The sequence below is a fragment of the Variovorax sp. GW821-FHT09B01 genome (assembly GCF_059418345.1).
In genome coordinates this window covers 53671-70849 of the sequence record NZ_JBWKPQ010000010.1, presented here as the reverse complement: position 1 = coordinate 70849, position 17179 = coordinate 53671, and the positions used below count along the sequence as shown (strand labels likewise).

Sequence of the window (17179 nt, the reverse complement as noted above, 5' to 3'; positions counted from 1 at the left end):
CGCTCAGGCCGCCGTCGATTCCGGTTGCCTCGCCTCCTCCCAGCCGAAGAAGCGCAGCACCTCCTCGCGCTGCCGCATCGCATCGGCATGCCCGAGCGCCATCAGCTCGCGCGTGTAGCCCGACTCGAACAGCAGGTAGCTCGCGAGCGCGCCGCCCTTGACGTCGGCCGCGACCTGCGAGCCGCCGAGCAGGTGGCGCACGGCGCCGGGCAGGGCGTCGACGTGGCGCGCGGCGATCACGTCGAGGCGTTCCGAGGGCGAGATCACCAGCAGGTCGATCGGGCGCAGCGCGCTCGCGGCGCGTGCCTCCTCGGGGATCAGGCCCAGCGTGTGGTTGATGCGGCGCAGGCGCTCGATGTCGACCGCGAGCGCGTCGAGGAAGATGCTCGACAGCGCATGGCCCGCGATCTGCGCCATGGTCGGGTAGCCGCTGTGGGTGTTGGGCGCGGGCGCCTCGCGCGGCTCGTGCATGCGGCCCGCGCCGATCACCACGATGCGCTGCGCGCCCAGGTGGATGGCCGCGGCGATCGGGGCCGACTGACGCATCGAGCCGTCGCCGAAGTACTCGGTGTGGCCCTCCATCGGCAGCGCCGTGGCCGGGAACACGAAGGGGATCGCGGCCGAGGCCAGCAGGTGGGCGTGCGAGATGCGGCAGCCCACCGACAGCCGCTGCGAGCGCACCCAGGGCTCCATCGGCGTGCCCGATTCGAAGAAGGTCACGTGCTCGCCCGAGCTGTAGCTCGAGGCCGTGACCGCCAGCGCCTGCAGGTGGCCCTGCTGCATCAGCTTCGGCAGGCGGTCCAGCGGCACCATGCGCTCGAGCATCTCCGACAGCGGCGTGTTGTCGAGCAGCGAGCGCGGCTTCACGCGCATCCAGTTGGCCGCGAAGCGACCCAGGCCCAGCAGCATGCGCCAGCGCGCGCCGCTGCCGATGACCGAGAGCGAATCGGCGCGATAGACCTGGCCGGCGCGAAACTCGCCCCAGAACTGCGCGATGTGGGCCACCACGGCATCGAAGTCGTCGGCGCCGCAGGCCAGCACGGCCGCGTTGATGGCGCCGGCCGAGGTGCCGGTGATGACCGGGAAGGGGTTGCCGCCACCGGCGGCGCCGGCCGCGCGCCGGATCTCGGCGATGGCCTGCAGCACCCCCACCTGGTAGGCGGCGCGGGCGCCGCCGCCGGTGAGCAGCAGGCCGGTCGTCGCGGGGCTTGTCTCTGGCATTTTTCGGTTATTCGAAGCGTTGGGAGTCGGCCCCGACGGGGCGCACTAGACTACCCGCCTTCCAGGAGTTAGATCAATGGCCATCACCCCCGAGGCGATCTCGAACGCCCTCCAGAGCGTCGCAGACCCCAACACCGGCAAGGACTTCGTGTCCACCCGCGCGCTCAAGAACCTGCAGATCTCGGAGGGCGACGTGTCCTTCGACATCGAGCTCGGCTATCCCGCGAAGAGCCAGCACGCGGCGCTGCGCAAGGCGCTGGTGGCCGCGGCCAAGACGGTGCCGGGCGTGGACAACGTGTCGGTCAACATCACGACCAAGGTCATCAGCCACGCGGTGCAGCGCGGCGTGCAGCTGATGCCCAACGTGAAGAACATCGTGGCCGTGGCCTCGGGCAAGGGCGGCGTGGGCAAGAGCACCACCGCGGCCAACCTGGCGCTGGCGCTGGCGGCCGAGGGCGCGCGCGTGGGCCTGCTCGACGCCGACATCTACGGCCCGAGCCAGCCGATGATGATGGGCATCGAGGGCCGCCCCGAAAGCACCGACAACAAGACCATGGAGCCGCTGGAGAACCACGGCGTGCAGGTGATGTCGATCGGCTTCCTGGTCGACGCCGACCAGGCCATGATCTGGCGCGGCCCGATGGCCACGCAGGCGCTCGAGCAGCTGCTGCGCCAGACCAACTGGAAGGACCTCGACTACCTGATCGTCGACATGCCCCCGGGCACGGGCGACATCCAGCTCACGCTGAGCCAGCGCGTGCCGATGACCGGCGCGGTGATCGTGACCACGCCGCAGGACATCGCGCTGCTCGACGCCAAGAAGGGCATCAAGATGTTCGAGAAGGTCGGCGTGCCGATCCTCGGTCTGGTCGAGAACATGGCGGTGCACGTGTGCTCGAACTGCGGCCATGTCGAACACATCTTCGGCGCCGATGGCGGCAAGAAGCTGGCCGAGCAGAACGGCATGGCCTACCTGGGGGCGCTGCCCTTGTCGATCGACATCCGTCTGCAGGCCGACAGCGGCAAGCCCACGGTGGTGGCCGATCCCGAGGGCGAGATCGCCGGGCTCTACCGTGCCGTGGCGCTGCAGGTGGCGGTGGGCATTGCCGAGAAGGCCAAGGATTTCTCGGCGAAGTTTCCGACGATCACGGTCAGCAAGAGTACCTAGGATGGGTTGCGGGGGCTTGGTGGGTTGTGCTTCTTTTCGGTGGAGCTACGTGCGGGAGCGGGCTCACGCCGACGGGGTACTCCCCTCCGCGAATGTCCCCCGGCCTGCGGCCTCCTCCTTGATTTCGCTGCGGGGAGTACCCCATCGACGTGAGCCTGAGGCAGGGCGGTTGAACCGGCCCGCACAACGACTGCGCCCACGTGCACAGGGCAGTGGGTGCTTCCCGCAGCGAAATAAAGGAGGAGCCGAAGGCGGGGGACATTCGCGGAGGGAAGTACCCGCTGTCCTGTGCACGCGCCCCGACCCTTCACTCCCAAGAGCAAGGACAGCGAGATGAACCTCCTCGCCTCCATGCGCTATCTGGTCGCGCTCAGCGAACACAAGCATTTCGGCCGCGCCGCCGCCGCTTGCCACATCACCCAGCCCGCGCTGTCGAACGCCCTGCGCGCGCTCGAATCCGAATTCGGCGTCGTCATCGTCAAGCGCGCCCGCGTCTACGTCGGCCTCACCCACGAGGGCGAACGCGTGCTCGCCACCGCGCAACGCATGCTGCGCGACAACGAAGTGCTGCTGCAGGAATTGCGCAGCGAGGCCGGAGAACCGCGCGGCAGTCTGCGCATGGCGGCCGTGCCCACGGCGATACCCATGCTCTCGCGCTTCGCGGCCATGCTGCACCAGCGCCATCCGGGCATCGTGCCCGGCGTCATCTCCATGAGTTCGCAGGAGCTCGAGACCGGCCTCGAGAGCCTCTCGGTCGATCTTGCGCTCGGCTACACCGAACGCATGCACATGCCCGGCATCAAGCTCACCGCCTGGCCGCAGAGCATCGAGCATTACTTTCTTCTGCGCCGCGCCGCCGTGCCCTCCGACGACCAGCTGCGCATCGGCAAGCCCCTGGCCTGGGCCGAGGCCGCGAAGCTGCCGCTGTGTTTGCTCACGCCCGACATGCACAACCGCGCCATCGTCGACCAGGCGCTGCGCGAGGCCGTCGGCACCGTCGTGGCGCCGGCCATCGAGACCAACTCCGTGCTTGCCCTCGTGCTGGCCGTCATCGCCGGCACGGTCAGCAGCGTGCTGCCTGGCGCCATGGTCGCGGCCGTGCGCAGCTACCGCGAACTCGAGGCCCTGCCGCTGGTGGCACCCGAGGTTCTCACCCCGATCGGCTTCATGACCCAGGATGGCGTGCGTGCCTCGCGCGCCCTCGAGGCCGCGCTGGCCTTCCTGCAGACGCTCGAGTGGCTTGCCCAGGCCGCGCTGCACAGCGGCACGCTGGGCGAATAGCGCGAATAGCGCGGATGGCGCGGATGGCGGTCGCCATTTAGTTCTTGAATCGGCCCATGCGCCGATCGAATTTGACGGCGCATGGCCGTGCCGCCCACACTCCGCCGCCGGAAATTTTCAACAGTCCGTTTTTCCAGATCCGGCAATTTAGGAGTGATATGGCAGGTTCAACTGCAGGCGTTCTCGAGGGAGATCGCATCCAAGGCTCGGGCGCCGCGCCCGGCTTCCTCGACAAGGAACGCATCATCGCCGGCCCCGGCTACAACCGCTGGCTGGTCCCGCCTGCAGCATTGGCCATCCACCTGTGCATCGGCATGGCCTATGGCTTCTCGGTGTTCTGGCTGCCGCTGTCGAAGGCGCTCGCCACCGCCGGCACCGGCGCCCAGGCCTGCGCGCGCGAGATGAGCTTCTTCGCCGAGCTGTTCGCCACGAACTGCGATTGGCGCGTCGCCACGCTGGGCTGGATGTACACCCTGTTCTTCGTCTTCCTCGGCTGCTCGGCGGCCCTGTGGGGCGGCTGGCTCGAACGCGCGGGTCCGCGCAAGGCCGGTGTGGTGTCGGCCCTGTGCTGGTGCGGCGGCATGCTGCTGTCGGCGCTGGGCATCCACCTGCACCAGTTCTGGCTCATGATCCTCGGCTCGGGCGTCATCGGCGGCATCGGGCTGGGCCTGGGCTATATCTCGCCGGTCAGCACCCTGATCAAGTGGTTCCCCGACCGCCGCGGCATGGCCACCGGCATGGCCATCATGGGCTTCGGCGGCGGCGCGATGATCGGTTCGCCGCTCGCGGTCGACCTCATGAAGCGCTTCTCGGACGCCCACGACGTCGGCGTGATGCAGACCTTCGTCGTGATGGCGATCGGCTACTTCGTCTTCATGATGGCCGGCGCGCTCGGCTACCGCGTGCCGCCCACGGGCTGGAAGCCGGCCGGCTGGACGCCGCCGCCCGCGCAGACCAGCAACGCCATGATCACGCAGCGCCACGTGCACGTGAAGAAGGTCTGGGGCATTCCGCAGTTCTGGCTCGTGTGGCTGGTGCTGTGCATGAACGTGAGCGCCGGCATCGGCGTGATCGGCATCTCCTCGCCGATGCTGCAGGAAGTGTTCGGCGGCGCGCTGATCGACCTGCCGGGCAAGTTCGGCGAACTCGACAAGACCCAGCTCGCGGCCATCGCGGTCGTGGCCGGCGGCTTCACCGCGCTGCTGTCGCTGTTCAACATCGGCGGGCGCTTCGTCTGGGCCAGCCTGTCCGACAAGCTCGGCCGCAAGCTCACCTACACCGTGTTCTTCGTGCTCGGCGCGGTGCTCTACGCGAGCATTCCCTCGTCGGCCGGCGCGGGCAGCAAGCTGCTGTTCGTGGGCGCGTGCTGCGTCATCGTCTCGATGTACGGCGGCGGCTTCGCCACGGTGCCGGCCTACCTGGCTGACCTGTTCGGCACCCAGTTCGTCGGCGCCATCCATGGCCGCCTGCTGACGGCCTGGGCCACGGCCGGCATCCTCGGCCCGGTGGTCGTGAACTACATGCGCGAGTACCAGCTCGGCCTGGGCCTGCCGCGCGAGCAGGTCTACAACCAGACCATGTACATCCTCGTGGGCATGCTGGTGATCGGCTTCATCGCCAACCTGCTGGTGCGCCCGGTGGCCGACAAGCACTTCATGAGCGATGCCGAACTCGCCATCGAGAAGAAGCTCGCGCACGAGAAGGCCGCGGCCTCCGAAGTGGGCGAGGGCTCGGGCCGTGCCGACACGGTGAGCCCGGCGGTCGTGGTGCTGGCCTGGGCGGCGGTGGGCATTCCGCTGGCCTGGGGCGTCTACAAGACGCTGATCAGCGCGGCCAAGTTCTTCCACTGAACCCCGCCGGGGCCCGCGGCCCCGGCTTCGTCGTCAGCGCCCCGAAGGCTGCGCCGCGAACACCTCGATCGCGGCCAGCCGCGCCACCGAACGGCCCGGCTTCTGGTCGCCGGCCACCACCAGGCGCGCCGCGCCGTTGCGGCCCAGCGGCGTGCCGTTGCGGGCATAGGCCAAGAGCGCCGTCCTGTTGCCGAACTCCGGCGAGATTTCCCCCAGCGACACCACCGCGCGGTAGCCGTCGCTGCCGATGGCCACCACGTACATCGACAGCAGCGGGTTGCGCAGGCGCGCATCGGCCTGCAGCCCGACCGCGGGATCGTTGAGCAGCGACCACAGGCTCACGCCCGTGTAGGTGTCGGCACCGACCGTGAGCGTGGTCGCGGGCATGGCGCGCAGCTCGGCGAGATCGAAGCGCGCGCGCTTGAGTACCGTCCCCGAGACCGTGAAGGCCGGCGAGGCCTCGTCGCTGGCCGAGGGGCCATGGCCCGTGGCCGCGGCCGGTGCGATGGGCGGCGTGCCGGCGCAGCCCGCGAGCAGGGCGACGATCGCGGCGATGCCGAGCAGCCGGCGCGCGGCGCTGCCGGGGGCTTCGAGGGACAGGGGGCGCATGGTTCGATTCCTCATCCGATGGCCAGCCGGCGTGGGCCGGCCCTGGCGCTGTGTTCATTCTGACATGACGACTTCGACGGGCGAGGCCGCGCCATCGGGTAATCCGGCGGCCGGCCCGGTCGCCGCATCGTTTACCCTTCTCGCCCACGTCCGCGCTTTTTCCGTCCGCCATGAAATCCAAAGTCCAGTTCCGCCTGCGCGTCTACCGCGACGACGTCATCGCCATCGGCCCCGGCAAGATCGCCGTGCTCGAGGCCGTGGCCGAGACCGGCTCGATCTCGGGCGCGGCCCGGCTCCTGGGCATGTCGTATCGCCGTGCCTGGATGCTGATCGACGAGATGAACCATGCGCTGAGTTCGCCCGCGGTGAACACCGCGGCCGGCGGTTCGCACGGCGGCGGCACCGCGCTCACGCCGGTGGGCGAGGAGATCGTCAAGCACTACCGTGCGATCGAGAATGCCGCGCGGCTGGCCACGGCCGCCGACATCCGCGCGCTCACGCGGCTGCTCGCGCCATGAGCGCCGAAGCGCGCGACGAGATCGTGCTGCGCCCCGTGGGCGTGGTGCGCAGCCGCTTCACCGAGGCCACCGGCATGCCGATCCAGACCGCGGGCGCGCCCGAGGAGACGGGCCGCGTCGAGGTCCACCCCGAATTCGCGCCGGGGCTGCGCGACATCGAGGGCTTCGACTACCTGATCCTGATCACGCGGCTGCATGCCTGCGAGAACGAGAAGCTCGAGGTCGTGCCCTTCCTCGACGATGCCTCGCACGGCGTCTTCGCCACCCGCGCGCCCGCGCGGCCCAACCGGCTCGGGCTGTCGATCGTGCGGCTCACGGCGGTGGAGGGCCGCATCCTGCATTTCAGCGGCAACGACATGATGGATGGCACCCCGGTGCTCGACATCAAGCCTTACGTGCCGCGCTTCGACGTGCGCGAGACCGAGCGCGTGGGCTGGTTCGGCGCGCGGCTCGAGCGCTTGCCCGAGACCCGCTCCGACGACCGGATGCGCTAGCCGGCTTCCGGCGGCGGCGGTAGCGCGCCGGGCGACGCCACCCACGGCGCCTCGCCCTGCCAGCACGACCACACGTTCTGCGACAGCGTCTCGCGCGGCTGCGGCGGTGCTTCCGCGATCGTGCCCACGCTGATGAAGCCGACCAGCTCCTCGCCGGGCTGCACGCCGAGCTGGCGTGCCAGCGTCTCGTCGAAGCAGCGCTCGCCGCTCAGCACGATCGCGCCGTAGCCGAGCTGGTGCGCCGCGCTCAGGATGTTGCCGAGCGCCGCGCCGGCACTGAGCCACTGCTCGCGCGCGGGCACCTGGCTGCGCGGGCGCGGCGAGACCACGAAGGCCAGCAGCAGCGGCGGCCGCAATGCGTGTTCGCGCGCGCGGCGCAGGTCGACCGGGCTCGCGAGCGGGTCGCGGCGCAGCTTCTCCTGTTCGAAGCAGTCGGCCAGCGCCTCGCGGCTCGCGGGCCTGAACTCGATCACGCGCCAGGGGTGCAGCGCGCCATGGTCGGGCGCGCGCAGGCCGGCCTGCAGCAGGCCGTCGAGTTCCTCGGGATTGGGGCCGGGCGGCCGCAGCCGGCGCGGCGAGACCGAACGCCGCGTCAGCAGCACTTCGAGGATGCGCTCGGCACCCGTCATGTGGCGCCACCTCATGGTCAGCGCTGCGGTTCCCCGTGTTCGAGCCGCTCGACCCAGGCGGCCTTGCGGCGCAGCACCTCGCCGATGTCGTGCGCGTCGGCCTGGCCGACCAGGAAGGACTGGCTCTCGCCGCCCGGCGCCACGATCGACAGCACCACGCCGCCGTCGTCGTCGAGCGTGCGCTCGACGCGCCATTCCTGGACCTGCGTCACCTGGCGCAGCTCGGGCCGGCCGGAGATCGAGCGGACAACGGTGTCGTGGGCGGAGGCGCGCATGGTCGGCGGTCGGTCGGGGTCCTCGTGGGACATGGGGTGGATCTGGCGCCGCGGCCCCGGGGGTAAAGGTCTGCGACGCTGTATCTGCCAGTATATGGAGGAGCCTTGGGATGTGCACCCTTCGCACCCTCGATGCACACTGGATTTACCCTAATAAAACCTGGAACCCGTGTTCCATCGCCGAGCCGTGCCGGCGCGTCATGCAACAATTACGCCGTATCTTCATGAACACGACGCAATCGCTCATCACGCAGACCGACTGGCATCCGCTGGTGCTGTCGATCCAGGTCGCCAGCGTGGCGACGGTGCTCGCGCTGGTCGTCGGGCTGGCGCTGGGCTGGCTGTTCGCGCGCAAGCGCTTCTGGGGCCACAGCGTGCTCGAGGCGGTGTTCATGCTGCCGCTGGTGCTGCCGCCCACGGTCATCGGCTACGGCATCCTGGTGGTGGCGGGCCGGCGCAGCCCGCTCGGGGCCTGGCTGCGCGAGCACTTCGACTACACCATCATCTTCAGCTGGCACGGCGCCGTGGTGGCCTCGGCCGTGGTCGCGCTGCCGCTGGTGCTCAAGTCGGCCAGCGCCGCCTTCGCGGGCGTCGACCGCTCGCTCGAGGCCGCCGCCAGCACCCTGCGCCAGTCGCGCTTCTCGGTGTTCGTGCGCGTCACCCTGCCGCTGGCCTGGCCCGGCATCCTGGCCGGCACGCTGCTGGCCTTCGCGCGCGCCATGGGCGAGTTCGGCGCCTCGCTGATGGTGGCCGGCTCGATCCCGCAACAGACCCAGACCCTGTCGATGGCGATCTACGACGCCGTGCAGGCCGGCCACGACGACCTCGCGCTGCTGCTGGTGATCGTGACCTCGCTGCTGTCGATCACGGTGCTGGTGCTGTCCAACCGTTTCTTTTCCCTTCGCTGATTCACCCAGGAGCTTCGCATGCGTTCCATCCGCGCCTTGTCGTCCCTCGCCCTCGCTTCCGTCCTCGCCCTCGCGATCCCGCTGGGCGCCGCCGCGCAGCAGATCACCGTCTCGGCCGCGGCCAGCCTGACCGACGCCTTCAAGGAGATCGGTCCCAAGTTCGAGGCTGCCAAGGCCGGCACCACGGTGCGCTTCAATTTCGCCGCCTCGGGCGTGCTGCTGCAGCAGATCGGCCAGGGCGCGCCGGTCGACGTGTTCGCGAGCGCGGACCAGGAGACCATGAACCGCGGCGTCGAGCAGAAGCACATCGACACCGACACGCGCAAGAACTTCGTCAGCAACAGCCTGGTGCTGATCGAGCCGTCGAAGGACGGCGTGGGCGTCAAGAGCCTGCAGGACCTGGCCGGCCCGGCCGTGAAGAAGATCGCCGTGGGCAAGACCGCCACCGTGCCGGTCGGCCGCTACACCAAGCAGGTGCTCGACGCCGCCAACCTCTGGACCACGCTCGAGCCCAAGTTCGTGCAGGCCGACAGCGTGCGCCAGGTGCTCGACTACGTGGGCCGCGGCGAGGTCGAGGCCGGCTTCGTCTACCGCACCGACGCGGCCGTGATGGGCGACAAGGTCAAGATCGTGCTCACGCCCAGCGGCAACAGCCCCGTGACCTACCCGATCGCCGTGGTGGCCGAGAGCAAGCAGAAGGCCGTGGCCAAGGATTTCATCGATTTCCTCTCCAGCGACGCGGCACAGGAGGTGCTCACGCGCTATGGTTTCGGCAAACCATGATTGATGTCGATCTGAAGCTCACGGTCACCGACGGCAGCCGCCGCTTCGACCTGGCCGCGCGCTTCTCGACCGACGTTCCCTTCGCCGCGCTCTACGGTCCCTCGGGCGCCGGCAAGTCGCTGACCCTGCAGGCCATCGCCGGCCTGCTGCGCCCCGCGGGCGGCCATGTGCGGCTCGACGGCCGCACGCTCTACGACGCCGCCGGCGGCATCGACGTGCCGGCCTCCGAACGGCGCGTGGGCTATCTGTTCCAGAACTACGCGTTGTTCCCGCACCTCTCGGTGCGCGAGAACGTGGCCTTCGGCCTGACCTCCTGGCGCCGCCGGCGCCTGCCGAGCGAGGAGGCCGACAACGTGCAATCGCTGCTCGATCGCTTCGGCCTGGCCGCGCTGGCCGACAGCCGGCCGCAGAAGCTCTCGGGCGGCCAGCAGCAGCGCGTGGCGCTGGCGCGCGCGCTGGCCTGCCGGCCGCAGGTGCTGCTGCTCGACGAACCCTTCGCTGCGCTCAACCCGATGCTGCGCGCCGAGCTGCGCGAAGAACTCGCCGAGGTGCGCCGCGCCTGGGGCATCCCGGTGCTGATGATCACGCACGACATCGAGGACGTGCTCGCGCTGGCCGACGTGGCTTTCGTCTACAAGGACGGCCAGGTGGTGCGCGAGATCGACCTGCACACGGCCGAGAGCCGCGAGATCTCGCTGCGCGAGGCGGCGGGCGTGCCGGCGGTGGCGGACACGCCGCTGCGCAGCAAGCTGCGCGGGCTGCTGATGCAGGACGCGCCGGGCGCCTGAGCTGGCTCAGCCGGCCACGAGCTGGCGCACCACGTCCTCGAGCGTCACGCGCCCCTTGCGCACCGAGGCATCGTCGCCCTCGAACGCAATCCAGCCCTCGTTGAAGCCGTCGAGCATCTGGATGCGCGGCACCGGGTCGCGCATGCCCTGTTCGCGGAACAGCGCGCCCCAGGTCTGGCGCGGCACGGCCTCGGCCTGCACCGGCCGGCCGAGCACGCGCGCGAAGGTGGCGGCGATCTCGTGCTGCGTGACGCGCGCCGGGCCCTCGAGCTCGACCACGCGCCGGCCCTGCCAGTCCTCCTGCAGCAGTTCGGCCGCCACGCGGCCCACGTCGAGCGTCGAGACCATCGGCACCGGCCGCTCGAGCGGCTGCAGGAAGCCGGGCAGCACGCCGCGCTCGCGCGCCGGTGCCACGTCCCAGGCCAGGTTGTCGAGGAACCAGGCCGGCCGCAGCAGCGCGAGCGGCAGCGGCAGGGGCGACAGGCCTTCCTCCATCAGCGAGCGCTGGCTCAGCAGGTTCGGCTGCGTGGCCTGCGCGCCGACGGTCGAGAGGCAGACCACGCGCGCGGGCCGCGCCGCCTCGAGCGCCTGGCGCACGGCCGCGATGACCGCGCGCGCCTCGGGAAAGCCCGGCAGCGGATCGAAGCACGGCGGCGGCAGCACGAACACGCCGGTGCAATCGGCGAAGGCGCGCGCCAGCGCGTCGGCGTCTTCCATCTCGGCGACGGCGACCTCGCAACCGAGCGCGGCCCAGGGCCGGGCCTTGTCGGCATCGCGCACGACGGCGCGGACTTTGTGGCCCGAAGCGAGCAGGGCGCGCGCGGCGGCGCCGCCGACCTTGCCCGTGATTCCAGTGATGGCGTGCATGTGATTTCTCCTTGAACGAATGCGACGGGGTGAATGCTAGGAATCGCAAGCCTTTGAGTAAATGCCGTGCAGCTCATATCATTCGTGACTCCAAATCACGGATGAATCCATGGCTCTCGACGGACGACTGCTTTCCAACGTCAGCGTGCTCGCCGCCGTCGTCGACAGCGGCAGCTTCGCCAAGGCGGCCGATGCGCTGGGCGTCACGCCCTCGGGCGTGAGCCGGGCCATTGCGCGGCTCGAGGCGCGCATCGGCGTGCGGCTGCTCGACCGCACCACGCGCTCGCTGGGCCTGACCGACGAGGGCCGCGAGCTCTACGCCAGCATCAATCCGCTGGTGCTCGGGATCGAGGACGCGGTGACGCGCGCCAGCGGCTCCGCGGGCGCGGTGCAGGGCCGGCTGCGCGTCAACGTCGACGCCTTCACCTCGCGGCTGCTGCTGGCGCCGCACATCCACCGCTTCGTCGAGCGCCATCCCGATCTCTCGCTCGAGCTCATCGCGCGCGACCAGCTCGGCGACCTCGTGGGCGAGGGCTTCGACATCGCGCTGCGTTTCGGCACGCCGCCCGCCTCCTCGCTGGTGGCGCGCAAGCTGATCGAGACCCGCGTGGCGACCGTGGCCGCGCCCGGTTACCTCGCGCGCCATGGCCGGCCCGCGAAGCCGGCCGAACTCGCCCGGCATGTCTGCATCCAGGTGCGCGATCCGCTGACCGGCCAGCCCTTCGCCTGGGAATTCCGCCGCGGCCGTAAGGCCATCGAGGTGCCGACCGCGGGCCGGCTGCTGCTGACCGATCCCGGCACCATCCTCGGCGCCTGCGTCGCGGGCGCGGGCATCGCGCAGATCAAGGCGCTGGGCATCCAGGAACTGCTCGATGCCGGGCAGCTGGTCGACCTCTTTCCCGACTGGCCCGACGAGCGCTTCTCGCTGCACGTGCTCTATCCCTCGCGCCACCTGCCGGCCGCCAAGGTGCGCGCCTTCATCGGCTTCGTCGAGGAGCTGCTGGCGCCGCGCGCTGCGGGCTGAACCGGCCCGGTGCGGGCCCCGTCATTTCCGTTTTGAATCGGAGCATGTCCCGATTCAATTTGACGCTCCCGGCGCGCGCGGCGAACACTCGGTCGCATGAGCATTGGCGATATCGGCGAACAGAAGATCGAGTTCTACAAGGGCCCCGCGGGCGGCTGGGGCGCGCTGCGCAGCGTGAAGAACACGCTGCTGCGGCAGGACATTCCCCTCAAGGGTGCGAAGACCCTGCTGTCGGCCAACCAGCCCGACGGCTTCGACTGCCCGGGCTGCGCCTGGCCCGACCGCAACCACGCCTCGACCTTCGAGTTCTGCGAGAACGGCGTGAAGGCCGTGGCGGCCGAGGCCACCGCGCGCCGCGCCGGGCCCGAGCTGTTCGCGAAGCACACGGTGGCCGAGCTGATGCAGCAGAGCGACTTCTGGCTCGAGGACCAGGGCCGGCTCACGCACCCGATGGTCTACGACCGCGCGAGCGACAGGTACCGCCCGATCGAATGGGACGCGGCCTTCGAACTGATCGCGCGCCACCTGAACGCGCTGCCCGATCCCAACCAGGCCATCTTCTACACCTCGGGCCGCGCCAGCAACGAGGCCGCCTTCCTCTACCAGCTGTTCGTGCGCGAGTACGGCACCAACAACTTCCCCGACTGCTCGAACATGTGCCACGAGCCCAGCGGCAGCGGCATGCGGCCGCAGATCGGCGTGGGCAAGGGCACGGTCACGCTCGACGACTTCGACAAGGCCGACGCGATCTTCATCTTCGGCCAGAACCCCGGCACCAACCATCCGCGCATGCTCGGCGAGCTGCGCGCGGCCTCCAAGCGCGGCGCGCGCATCGTGAGCTTCAACCCGCTGCGCGAGCGCGGCCTCGAGCGCTTCCAGGATCCGCAGAGCAAGATCGAGATGGCCACGCTGGGCTCGACGCCGATCAGCACCCACTACTACCAGCTGCGCGTGGGCGGCGACTTCGCGGCCCTCAAGGGCATGATGAAGCACGTCATCGAGCGCGACGACCAGAGCATCGCCGCCAGCGGCGCCTCGCTGCTCGACCGCGAGTTCATCGCCACCCACACCACCGGCTTCGAGTCGCTGGCCGCCGACCTGCGTGCCGAGTCGTGGGAACTGCTCGAACAGGAATCGGGCCTGTCCGAGGCCGACATCCGCGCCGCGGCCGAGGTCTACCTGGGCGCCAGGCGCGTCATCGCCTGCTGGGGCATGGGCATCACGCAGCACCAGCATTCGGTGGCCACGATCCAGATGATCGTCAACCTGCTGATGCTGTGCGGCCACATGGGCCGCGAGGGCGCGGGCGCCTGCCCGGTGCGCGGCCACAGCAACGTGCAGGGCGACCGCACCATGGGCATCTGGGAGAAGCCGCCGGCCGCGCTGCTCGACCGGCTGCAGCAGGTGTTCGGCTTCGAGCCGCCGCGCGAGAACGGCTTCGACACGGTGGAGGCGATCCAGGCCATGCTCGACGGCAAGGGCCGCGTGTTCTTCGCGCTCGGCGGCAACTTCGCGGCCGCCACGCCCGACACCTACCAGACCTGGAAGGGCCTGCGCCAGTGCGACCTGACGGTGCACGTCGCGACCAAGCTCAACCGCAGCCACATGGTGCACGGGCGCGAGGCGCTGATCCTGCCCTGCCTGGGCCGCACCGAGATCGACATGCAGGCCGCCGGCGCGCAGGGCGTGACGGTGGAGGACTCGATGAGCATGGTGCACATCTCGATGGGCATCAACCCACCGGCCTCGCAGCAGCTGCTGTCCGAGCCCGCCATCGTCGCGCGCCTCGCGGCCGCCACGCTCGGTGCGCGCAGCCGCACGCCGTGGCTCTGGATGATCGAGGACTACGCGCGCATCCGCGACAAGATCGAGGCCGTGTTCGACGACTTCGCGGACTTCAACACGCGTGTCGCCACGCCCGGCGGCTTTCGCCTGCGCAACACCGCGAGCGAGCGCGTGTGGAACACGCCGCAGCACAAGGCCGTGTTCTTCACCCATGCGGTGCCGACCGACACGCCGGTGCACCGCGCCCGCGCGCGCCACAACCGCAAGGGCGACGCGAAGGTCTTCACCCTGCTGACCACGCGTTCGCACGACCAGTACAACACCACCATCTACGGCATGGACGACCGCTACCGCGGCGTGTTCGGCCAGCGCCGCGTGGTGTTCATCCATGCCGAGGACATCCGCGCGCTGGGCTTCAAGGACGGCGACTGGGTCGACATCCTGACGGTGTGGGACGACGGCCAGGAGCGGCGCGCCGACCGCTTCAAGCTCGTGGCCTACGACATCCCGCGCGGCAACCTCGCGGCCTACTACCCCGAGACCAATCCGCTGGTGCCGCTGTCCTCGGTGGCCGAGAACGCGGGCACGCCGACCTCGAAGTCGATTCCCGTGATGCTGGTGGCGCACCTCGCGCAGGCCGAGGAAGGCCCGGCCTCGGTCACGGGCGAAGAGGTCGCGGCCTGAGGCTCGCGCGCCCCATGTCCGACGAAGCGAACGACGCCCTCCCGCTGCCCGCCGCGATCCTGCTTGCGCTGGCCGAGTTCGAGGCCGAGGGCCTGGAGAGCGTCTCGCTGCCGCGCCTGGGCAAGCGGCTGGGCCAGGGCGCGAGCGTGCTGATGCGCCAGCTCGCGCTGATGGGCGACGCGGCCCTCGGCGGCGTGCCGGGGCCGGGCTGGGTCGTGGTCGAGCGCGACGGCGAGCGCTGGCTGGCGCGCCTCAGCGACGCCGGCCGCGCGCTGGCCGAATCCCTCGTCAGCGACGCGCCCGCCGCCTGAACGCCTGGCCCGCCGTGGCGGGCAGGCCCACAATAGGCGCCCACTCCTTCGCTTCCGCGCCATGTCCACCGACACCGAACTCGCACCGCTGCCCTCGATCTCGCGCCTGGGCGTGCGCGTCTACGGCGAGGCCGGTGCGCCGCCCGCCGGCATCGCGCGCGAGGACACGCTGGCGGCCGAGGTGCCGGTGGCGCTGGTGTTCAACGGCATCTCGCATGCCGTGATGATGGCCACGCCGCAGGAGCTCGAGGACTTCGCGCTGGGCTTCGCGCTCAGCGAGGGCATCCTCGACAGCGCCGACGACTGCCGCGGCATCGAGGTCGAGGCGGTCGATGCGCACGATGCCGGCCTGCCCGAGGGCATGCCCGGCGTGGAGGTGCGGCTCGAGATCTCCACGCGCGCCTTCGAGCGCCTCAAGGGCCGCCGGCGCAGCCTCGCGGGCCGCACCGGCTGCGGCGTCTGCGGCGTCGAGAGCTTCGCCGCGCTCGACCTCGCGTCCGAACGGCTGCCGGCGCACGACTGGTTGGCGCGCATCGACCTGCCCACCGTGCTGCGCGCCTTCGCGGCGCTGCCCGCGCGCCAGCTGCTCAATGCCAGCGCCGGCGCGATCCATGCGGCGGGCTGGGCCACGCTCGAGGGCGAACTGGTCGAGGTGCTCGAGGACGTGGGCCGCCACAACGCGCTCGACAAGCTGCTGGGCCGGCTCGCGCGCACCGGTCGCCTCGGCGAACCGGGCTTCGTGGTGCTGTCGAGCCGCGGCAGCCACGAGCTGGTGCGCAAGTGCGCGCGACTCGGCATCGCGGCCATGGCCACCATCTCGGCGCCCACGGCAATGGGCGTGCGCATGGCCGAGCTCAGCGGGCTGCGGCTGTGGGGCTTGTGCCGCGCGCCGCGCGGCGTGCTCTATGCCGACGGGCTGGCGCCGCCCTCGAGCGCGCGCACCGCATCGGCCAGCGCCTCGATGCCCTGATCGCCGAGGTCGGCCGCGGCCACGCGGCGCCGGGTGGCCCAGGTCTTGAAGTGGCGCTCCTGCGACTTCTCGTAGTGCGGGTCGTAGTGCAGCGCCATCAGCTCGGCGAAGAGCAGCGGCAGCTGCGCCTCGTGCGCCCACTGCTGCCAGCGCGCCACCGTCTCCTTGCCCTGCAGTTCCTTGAGCAGGCCGAGCTGGCCGGCCAGCGCCGCGCGGTCGTCGCCGAGGTAGGCGTAGTCGCGCAGCAGGTAGGCCAGCCGCGCCTCGGGCGTGGCCACCACCTCGATGCAGGGCGCGGTGCGCATCTTCGCCACCAATGACAGCGGCAGCGAGAGCCGGCCGATGCGGATGCTCTCGCCCTCGACGTACAGCGGGCGCTGCAGGTCGATGCCTTCGAGCACCGTCGCGATGCGGGTCTCGAAATGCTTCTGCGAGGGCTGCGCCACGCCCGGCAGCGAACCCAGCAGCGAGCCCTTGTGGTGCGCGAAGTCCTCGAGGTCGAGCACCTGCTCGCCGCGCGCGGCCAGCGCATGCAGCACGCGGGTCTTGGCGCTGCCGGTGGCGCCGCAGACCACGCGCAGGTCCAGCCGCGGCGTCAGCGCATCGAGCTGCGAGATCACGTGGCGCCGGAAGCTCTTGTAGCCACCCGCGAGCTGCTGCGCATCCCAGCCCACCAGCCGCAGCCAGGTCACCATCGAGCCGCTGCGCATGCCGCCGCGCCAGCAGTAGACCAGCGGCTTCCACTTCTCGGGCCGGTCGGCCAGGGTGTCGCGCAGATGCCGCGCGATGTTGGCCGCGACCATCGCGCCGCCGATGCGCCGCGCCTCGAAGGCGCCGGTCTGCACGTAGACGGTGCCGACGATGTGGCGCTCCTCGTCGTCGAGCACGGGGCAGTTGATGGCGCCGGGGATGCGGTCGAGCGCGAACTCGGCCGGCGAGCGGGCGTCGATGATCGTGTCGAAGGCGTGGCGATCGGCGACCCGCACGGGCTGGCGGTGACTCATGGCGGGAACC

Annotated in this window: 18 protein-coding genes; 12 read left to right on the top strand and 6 right to left on the bottom strand. The window is 70.6% G+C overall.

Annotated elements, in window-relative coordinates:
* Positions 1 to 3 precede the first annotated feature (3 nt).
* On the bottom strand, positions 4 to 1221 hold the full coding sequence (locus tag AC07RV_RS25390; protein WP_296778873.1) for a patatin-like phospholipase family protein: 1218 nt from the start codon (positions 1219 to 1221) through the stop codon (positions 4 to 6).
* Between the two features lie 76 nt (positions 1222 to 1297).
* On the opposite strand from AC07RV_RS25390, the gene apbC reads away from it, so the two are divergent.
* From apbC to AC07RV_RS25375, 3 genes are all read left to right on the top strand, one after another.
* Complete coding sequence (apbC, locus tag AC07RV_RS25385; protein WP_296778871.1) at positions 1298 to 2389, top strand: iron-sulfur cluster carrier protein ApbC; 1092 nt, start codon at positions 1298 to 1300, stop codon at positions 2387 to 2389.
* A gap of 333 nt (positions 2390 to 2722) precedes the next feature.
* The gene (locus AC07RV_RS25380; protein WP_296778869.1) at positions 2723 to 3670 is read left to right on the top strand and encodes a LysR family transcriptional regulator; all 948 of its coding nucleotides are present in this window, start codon (positions 2723 to 2725) and stop codon (positions 3668 to 3670) included.
* Between the two features lie 158 nt (positions 3671 to 3828).
* Positions 3829 to 5520 (top strand): OFA family MFS transporter, encoded by a 1692-nt coding sequence (locus AC07RV_RS25375; protein WP_296778866.1) that lies wholly within the window; start codon positions 3829 to 3831, stop codon positions 5518 to 5520.
* 33 nt (positions 5521 to 5553) lie between these two features.
* Here AC07RV_RS25375 and AC07RV_RS25370 read toward each other — a convergent pair whose 3' ends face one another.
* The gene (locus AC07RV_RS25370; RefSeq protein WP_296778864.1) at positions 5554 to 6129 is read right to left on the bottom strand and encodes a molybdopterin-binding protein; all 576 of its coding nucleotides are present in this window, start codon (positions 6127 to 6129) and stop codon (positions 5554 to 5556) included.
* Between the two features lie 170 nt (positions 6130 to 6299).
* Between AC07RV_RS25370 and AC07RV_RS25365 the strand changes: the two genes are divergently transcribed.
* Both AC07RV_RS25365 and tsaA read left to right on the top strand, forming a co-directional pair.
* On the top strand, positions 6300 to 6647 hold the full coding sequence (locus tag AC07RV_RS25365) for a winged helix-turn-helix domain-containing protein (protein WP_057592932.1): 348 nt from the start codon (positions 6300 to 6302) through the stop codon (positions 6645 to 6647).
* The gene (gene tsaA / locus AC07RV_RS25360; protein ID WP_093340905.1) at positions 6644 to 7141 is read left to right on the top strand and encodes a tRNA (N6-threonylcarbamoyladenosine(37)-N6)-methyltransferase TrmO; all 498 of its coding nucleotides are present in this window, start codon (positions 6644 to 6646) and stop codon (positions 7139 to 7141) included. The genes AC07RV_RS25365 and tsaA overlap by 4 nt, the downstream gene beginning before the upstream one ends.
* Here the strand turns inward: tsaA and AC07RV_RS25355 are convergent.
* Both AC07RV_RS25355 and AC07RV_RS25350 read right to left on the bottom strand, forming a co-directional pair.
* Complete coding sequence (locus AC07RV_RS25355; RefSeq protein WP_296778861.1) at positions 7138 to 7785, bottom strand: nitroreductase family protein; 648 nt, start codon at positions 7783 to 7785, stop codon at positions 7138 to 7140. The genes tsaA and AC07RV_RS25355 overlap by 4 nt on opposite strands.
* 2 nt (positions 7786 to 7787) lie before the next feature.
* Positions 7788 to 8078, bottom strand: a complete 291-nt coding sequence (locus AC07RV_RS25350) for a hypothetical protein (protein ID WP_256222344.1) — start codon at positions 8076 to 8078, stop codon at positions 7788 to 7790.
* A gap of 191 nt (positions 8079 to 8269) precedes the next feature.
* On the opposite strand from AC07RV_RS25350, the gene modB reads away from it, so the two are divergent.
* Genes modB through AC07RV_RS25335 form a run of 3 tightly spaced genes read left to right on the top strand, consistent with a single transcriptional unit; the run spans position 8270 to position 10524 of the window.
* Complete coding sequence (modB, locus tag AC07RV_RS25345) at positions 8270 to 8953, top strand: molybdate ABC transporter permease subunit (RefSeq protein ID WP_093340902.1); 684 nt, start codon at positions 8270 to 8272, stop codon at positions 8951 to 8953.
* An 18-nt stretch (positions 8954 to 8971) separates the two neighbouring features.
* A complete protein-coding gene (gene modA / locus AC07RV_RS25340; protein ID WP_296778854.1) occupies positions 8972 to 9736 on the top strand; it encodes a molybdate ABC transporter substrate-binding protein in 765 nt (254 codons plus the stop codon).
* Positions 9733 to 10524, top strand: a complete 792-nt coding sequence (locus AC07RV_RS25335) for an ABC transporter ATP-binding protein (protein WP_296778852.1) — start codon at positions 9733 to 9735, stop codon at positions 10522 to 10524. The genes modA and AC07RV_RS25335 overlap by 4 nt, the downstream gene beginning before the upstream one ends.
* A 6-nt stretch (positions 10525 to 10530) precedes the next feature.
* Here AC07RV_RS25335 and AC07RV_RS25330 read toward each other — a convergent pair whose 3' ends face one another.
* Positions 10531 to 11391, bottom strand: coding sequence for an NmrA family NAD(P)-binding protein (locus tag AC07RV_RS25330; protein ID WP_296778849.1), 861 nt, complete (start codon positions 11389 to 11391; stop codon positions 10531 to 10533).
* 109 nt (positions 11392 to 11500) lie between these two features.
* Here AC07RV_RS25330 and AC07RV_RS25325 point away from each other — a divergent pair, with 109 nt between their 5' ends.
* The 4 genes from AC07RV_RS25325 (at position 11501) to fdhD (ending at position 16165) form a co-directional block, all read left to right on the top strand.
* Entirely contained in the window at positions 11501 to 12415 is a 915-nt protein-coding gene (locus tag AC07RV_RS25325) for a LysR family transcriptional regulator (protein ID WP_296778848.1), read from the top strand.
* 111 nt (positions 12416 to 12526) lie between these two features.
* Positions 12527 to 14884: an FdhF/YdeP family oxidoreductase gene (locus AC07RV_RS25320; protein ID WP_296778905.1), complete on the top strand. Its 2358-nt coding sequence runs from the start codon at positions 12527 to 12529 to the stop codon at positions 14882 to 14884.
* Positions 14885 to 14898: 14 nt separating this feature from the next.
* Positions 14899 to 15195: a hypothetical protein gene (locus tag AC07RV_RS25315; RefSeq protein WP_296778844.1), complete on the top strand. Its 297-nt coding sequence runs from the start codon at positions 14899 to 14901 to the stop codon at positions 15193 to 15195.
* Positions 15196 to 15256: 61 nt separating this feature from the next.
* Positions 15257 to 16165, top strand: coding sequence for a formate dehydrogenase accessory sulfurtransferase FdhD (fdhD, locus tag AC07RV_RS25310; protein ID WP_296778841.1), 909 nt, complete (start codon positions 15257 to 15259; stop codon positions 16163 to 16165).
* Here the strand turns inward: fdhD and mnmH are convergent.
* Complete coding sequence (mnmH, locus tag AC07RV_RS25305) at positions 16099 to 17169, bottom strand: tRNA 2-selenouridine(34) synthase MnmH (protein WP_296778839.1); 1071 nt, start codon at positions 17167 to 17169, stop codon at positions 16099 to 16101. The two genes, fdhD and mnmH, sit on opposite strands and share 67 nt — an antisense overlap.
* Between the last annotated feature and the right edge of the window lie 10 nt (positions 17170 to 17179).

What these genes read in the sequence shown, in the direction of transcription:
- AC07RV_RS25390 (WP_296778873.1), bottom strand. Translation starts at nt 1,221, where the DNA reads ATGCCAGAGACAAGCCCCGCGACGACCGGCCTGCTGCTCACCGGCGGC.
- apbC (WP_296778871.1), top strand. Translation starts at nt 1,298, where the DNA reads ATGGCCATCACCCCCGAGGCGATCTCGAACGCCCTCCAGAGCGTCGCA.
- AC07RV_RS25380 (WP_296778869.1), top strand. Translation starts at nt 2,723, where the DNA reads ATGAACCTCCTCGCCTCCATGCGCTATCTGGTCGCGCTCAGCGAACAC.
- AC07RV_RS25375 (WP_296778866.1), top strand. Translation starts at nt 3,829, where the DNA reads ATGGCAGGTTCAACTGCAGGCGTTCTCGAGGGAGATCGCATCCAAGGC.
- AC07RV_RS25370 (WP_296778864.1), bottom strand. Translation starts at nt 6,129, where the DNA reads ATGCGCCCCCTGTCCCTCGAAGCCCCCGGCAGCGCCGCGCGCCGGCTG.
- AC07RV_RS25365 (WP_057592932.1), top strand. Translation starts at nt 6,300, where the DNA reads ATGAAATCCAAAGTCCAGTTCCGCCTGCGCGTCTACCGCGACGACGTC.
- tsaA (WP_093340905.1), top strand. Translation starts at nt 6,644, where the DNA reads ATGAGCGCCGAAGCGCGCGACGAGATCGTGCTGCGCCCCGTGGGCGTG.
- AC07RV_RS25355 (WP_296778861.1), bottom strand. Translation starts at nt 7,785, where the DNA reads ATGAGGTGGCGCCACATGACGGGTGCCGAGCGCATCCTCGAAGTGCTG.
- AC07RV_RS25350 (WP_256222344.1), bottom strand. Translation starts at nt 8,078, where the DNA reads ATGTCCCACGAGGACCCCGACCGACCGCCGACCATGCGCGCCTCCGCC.
- modB (WP_093340902.1), top strand. Translation starts at nt 8,270, where the DNA reads ATGAACACGACGCAATCGCTCATCACGCAGACCGACTGGCATCCGCTG.
- modA (WP_296778854.1), top strand. Translation starts at nt 8,972, where the DNA reads ATGCGTTCCATCCGCGCCTTGTCGTCCCTCGCCCTCGCTTCCGTCCTC.
- AC07RV_RS25335 (WP_296778852.1), top strand. Translation starts at nt 9,733, where the DNA reads ATGATTGATGTCGATCTGAAGCTCACGGTCACCGACGGCAGCCGCCGC.
- AC07RV_RS25330 (WP_296778849.1), bottom strand. Translation starts at nt 11,391, where the DNA reads ATGCACGCCATCACTGGAATCACGGGCAAGGTCGGCGGCGCCGCCGCG.
- AC07RV_RS25325 (WP_296778848.1), top strand. Translation starts at nt 11,501, where the DNA reads ATGGCTCTCGACGGACGACTGCTTTCCAACGTCAGCGTGCTCGCCGCC.
- AC07RV_RS25315 (WP_296778844.1), top strand. Translation starts at nt 14,899, where the DNA reads ATGTCCGACGAAGCGAACGACGCCCTCCCGCTGCCCGCCGCGATCCTG.
- fdhD (WP_296778841.1), top strand. Translation starts at nt 15,257, where the DNA reads ATGTCCACCGACACCGAACTCGCACCGCTGCCCTCGATCTCGCGCCTG.
- mnmH (WP_296778839.1), bottom strand. Translation starts at nt 17,169, where the DNA reads ATGAGTCACCGCCAGCCCGTGCGGGTCGCCGATCGCCACGCCTTCGAC.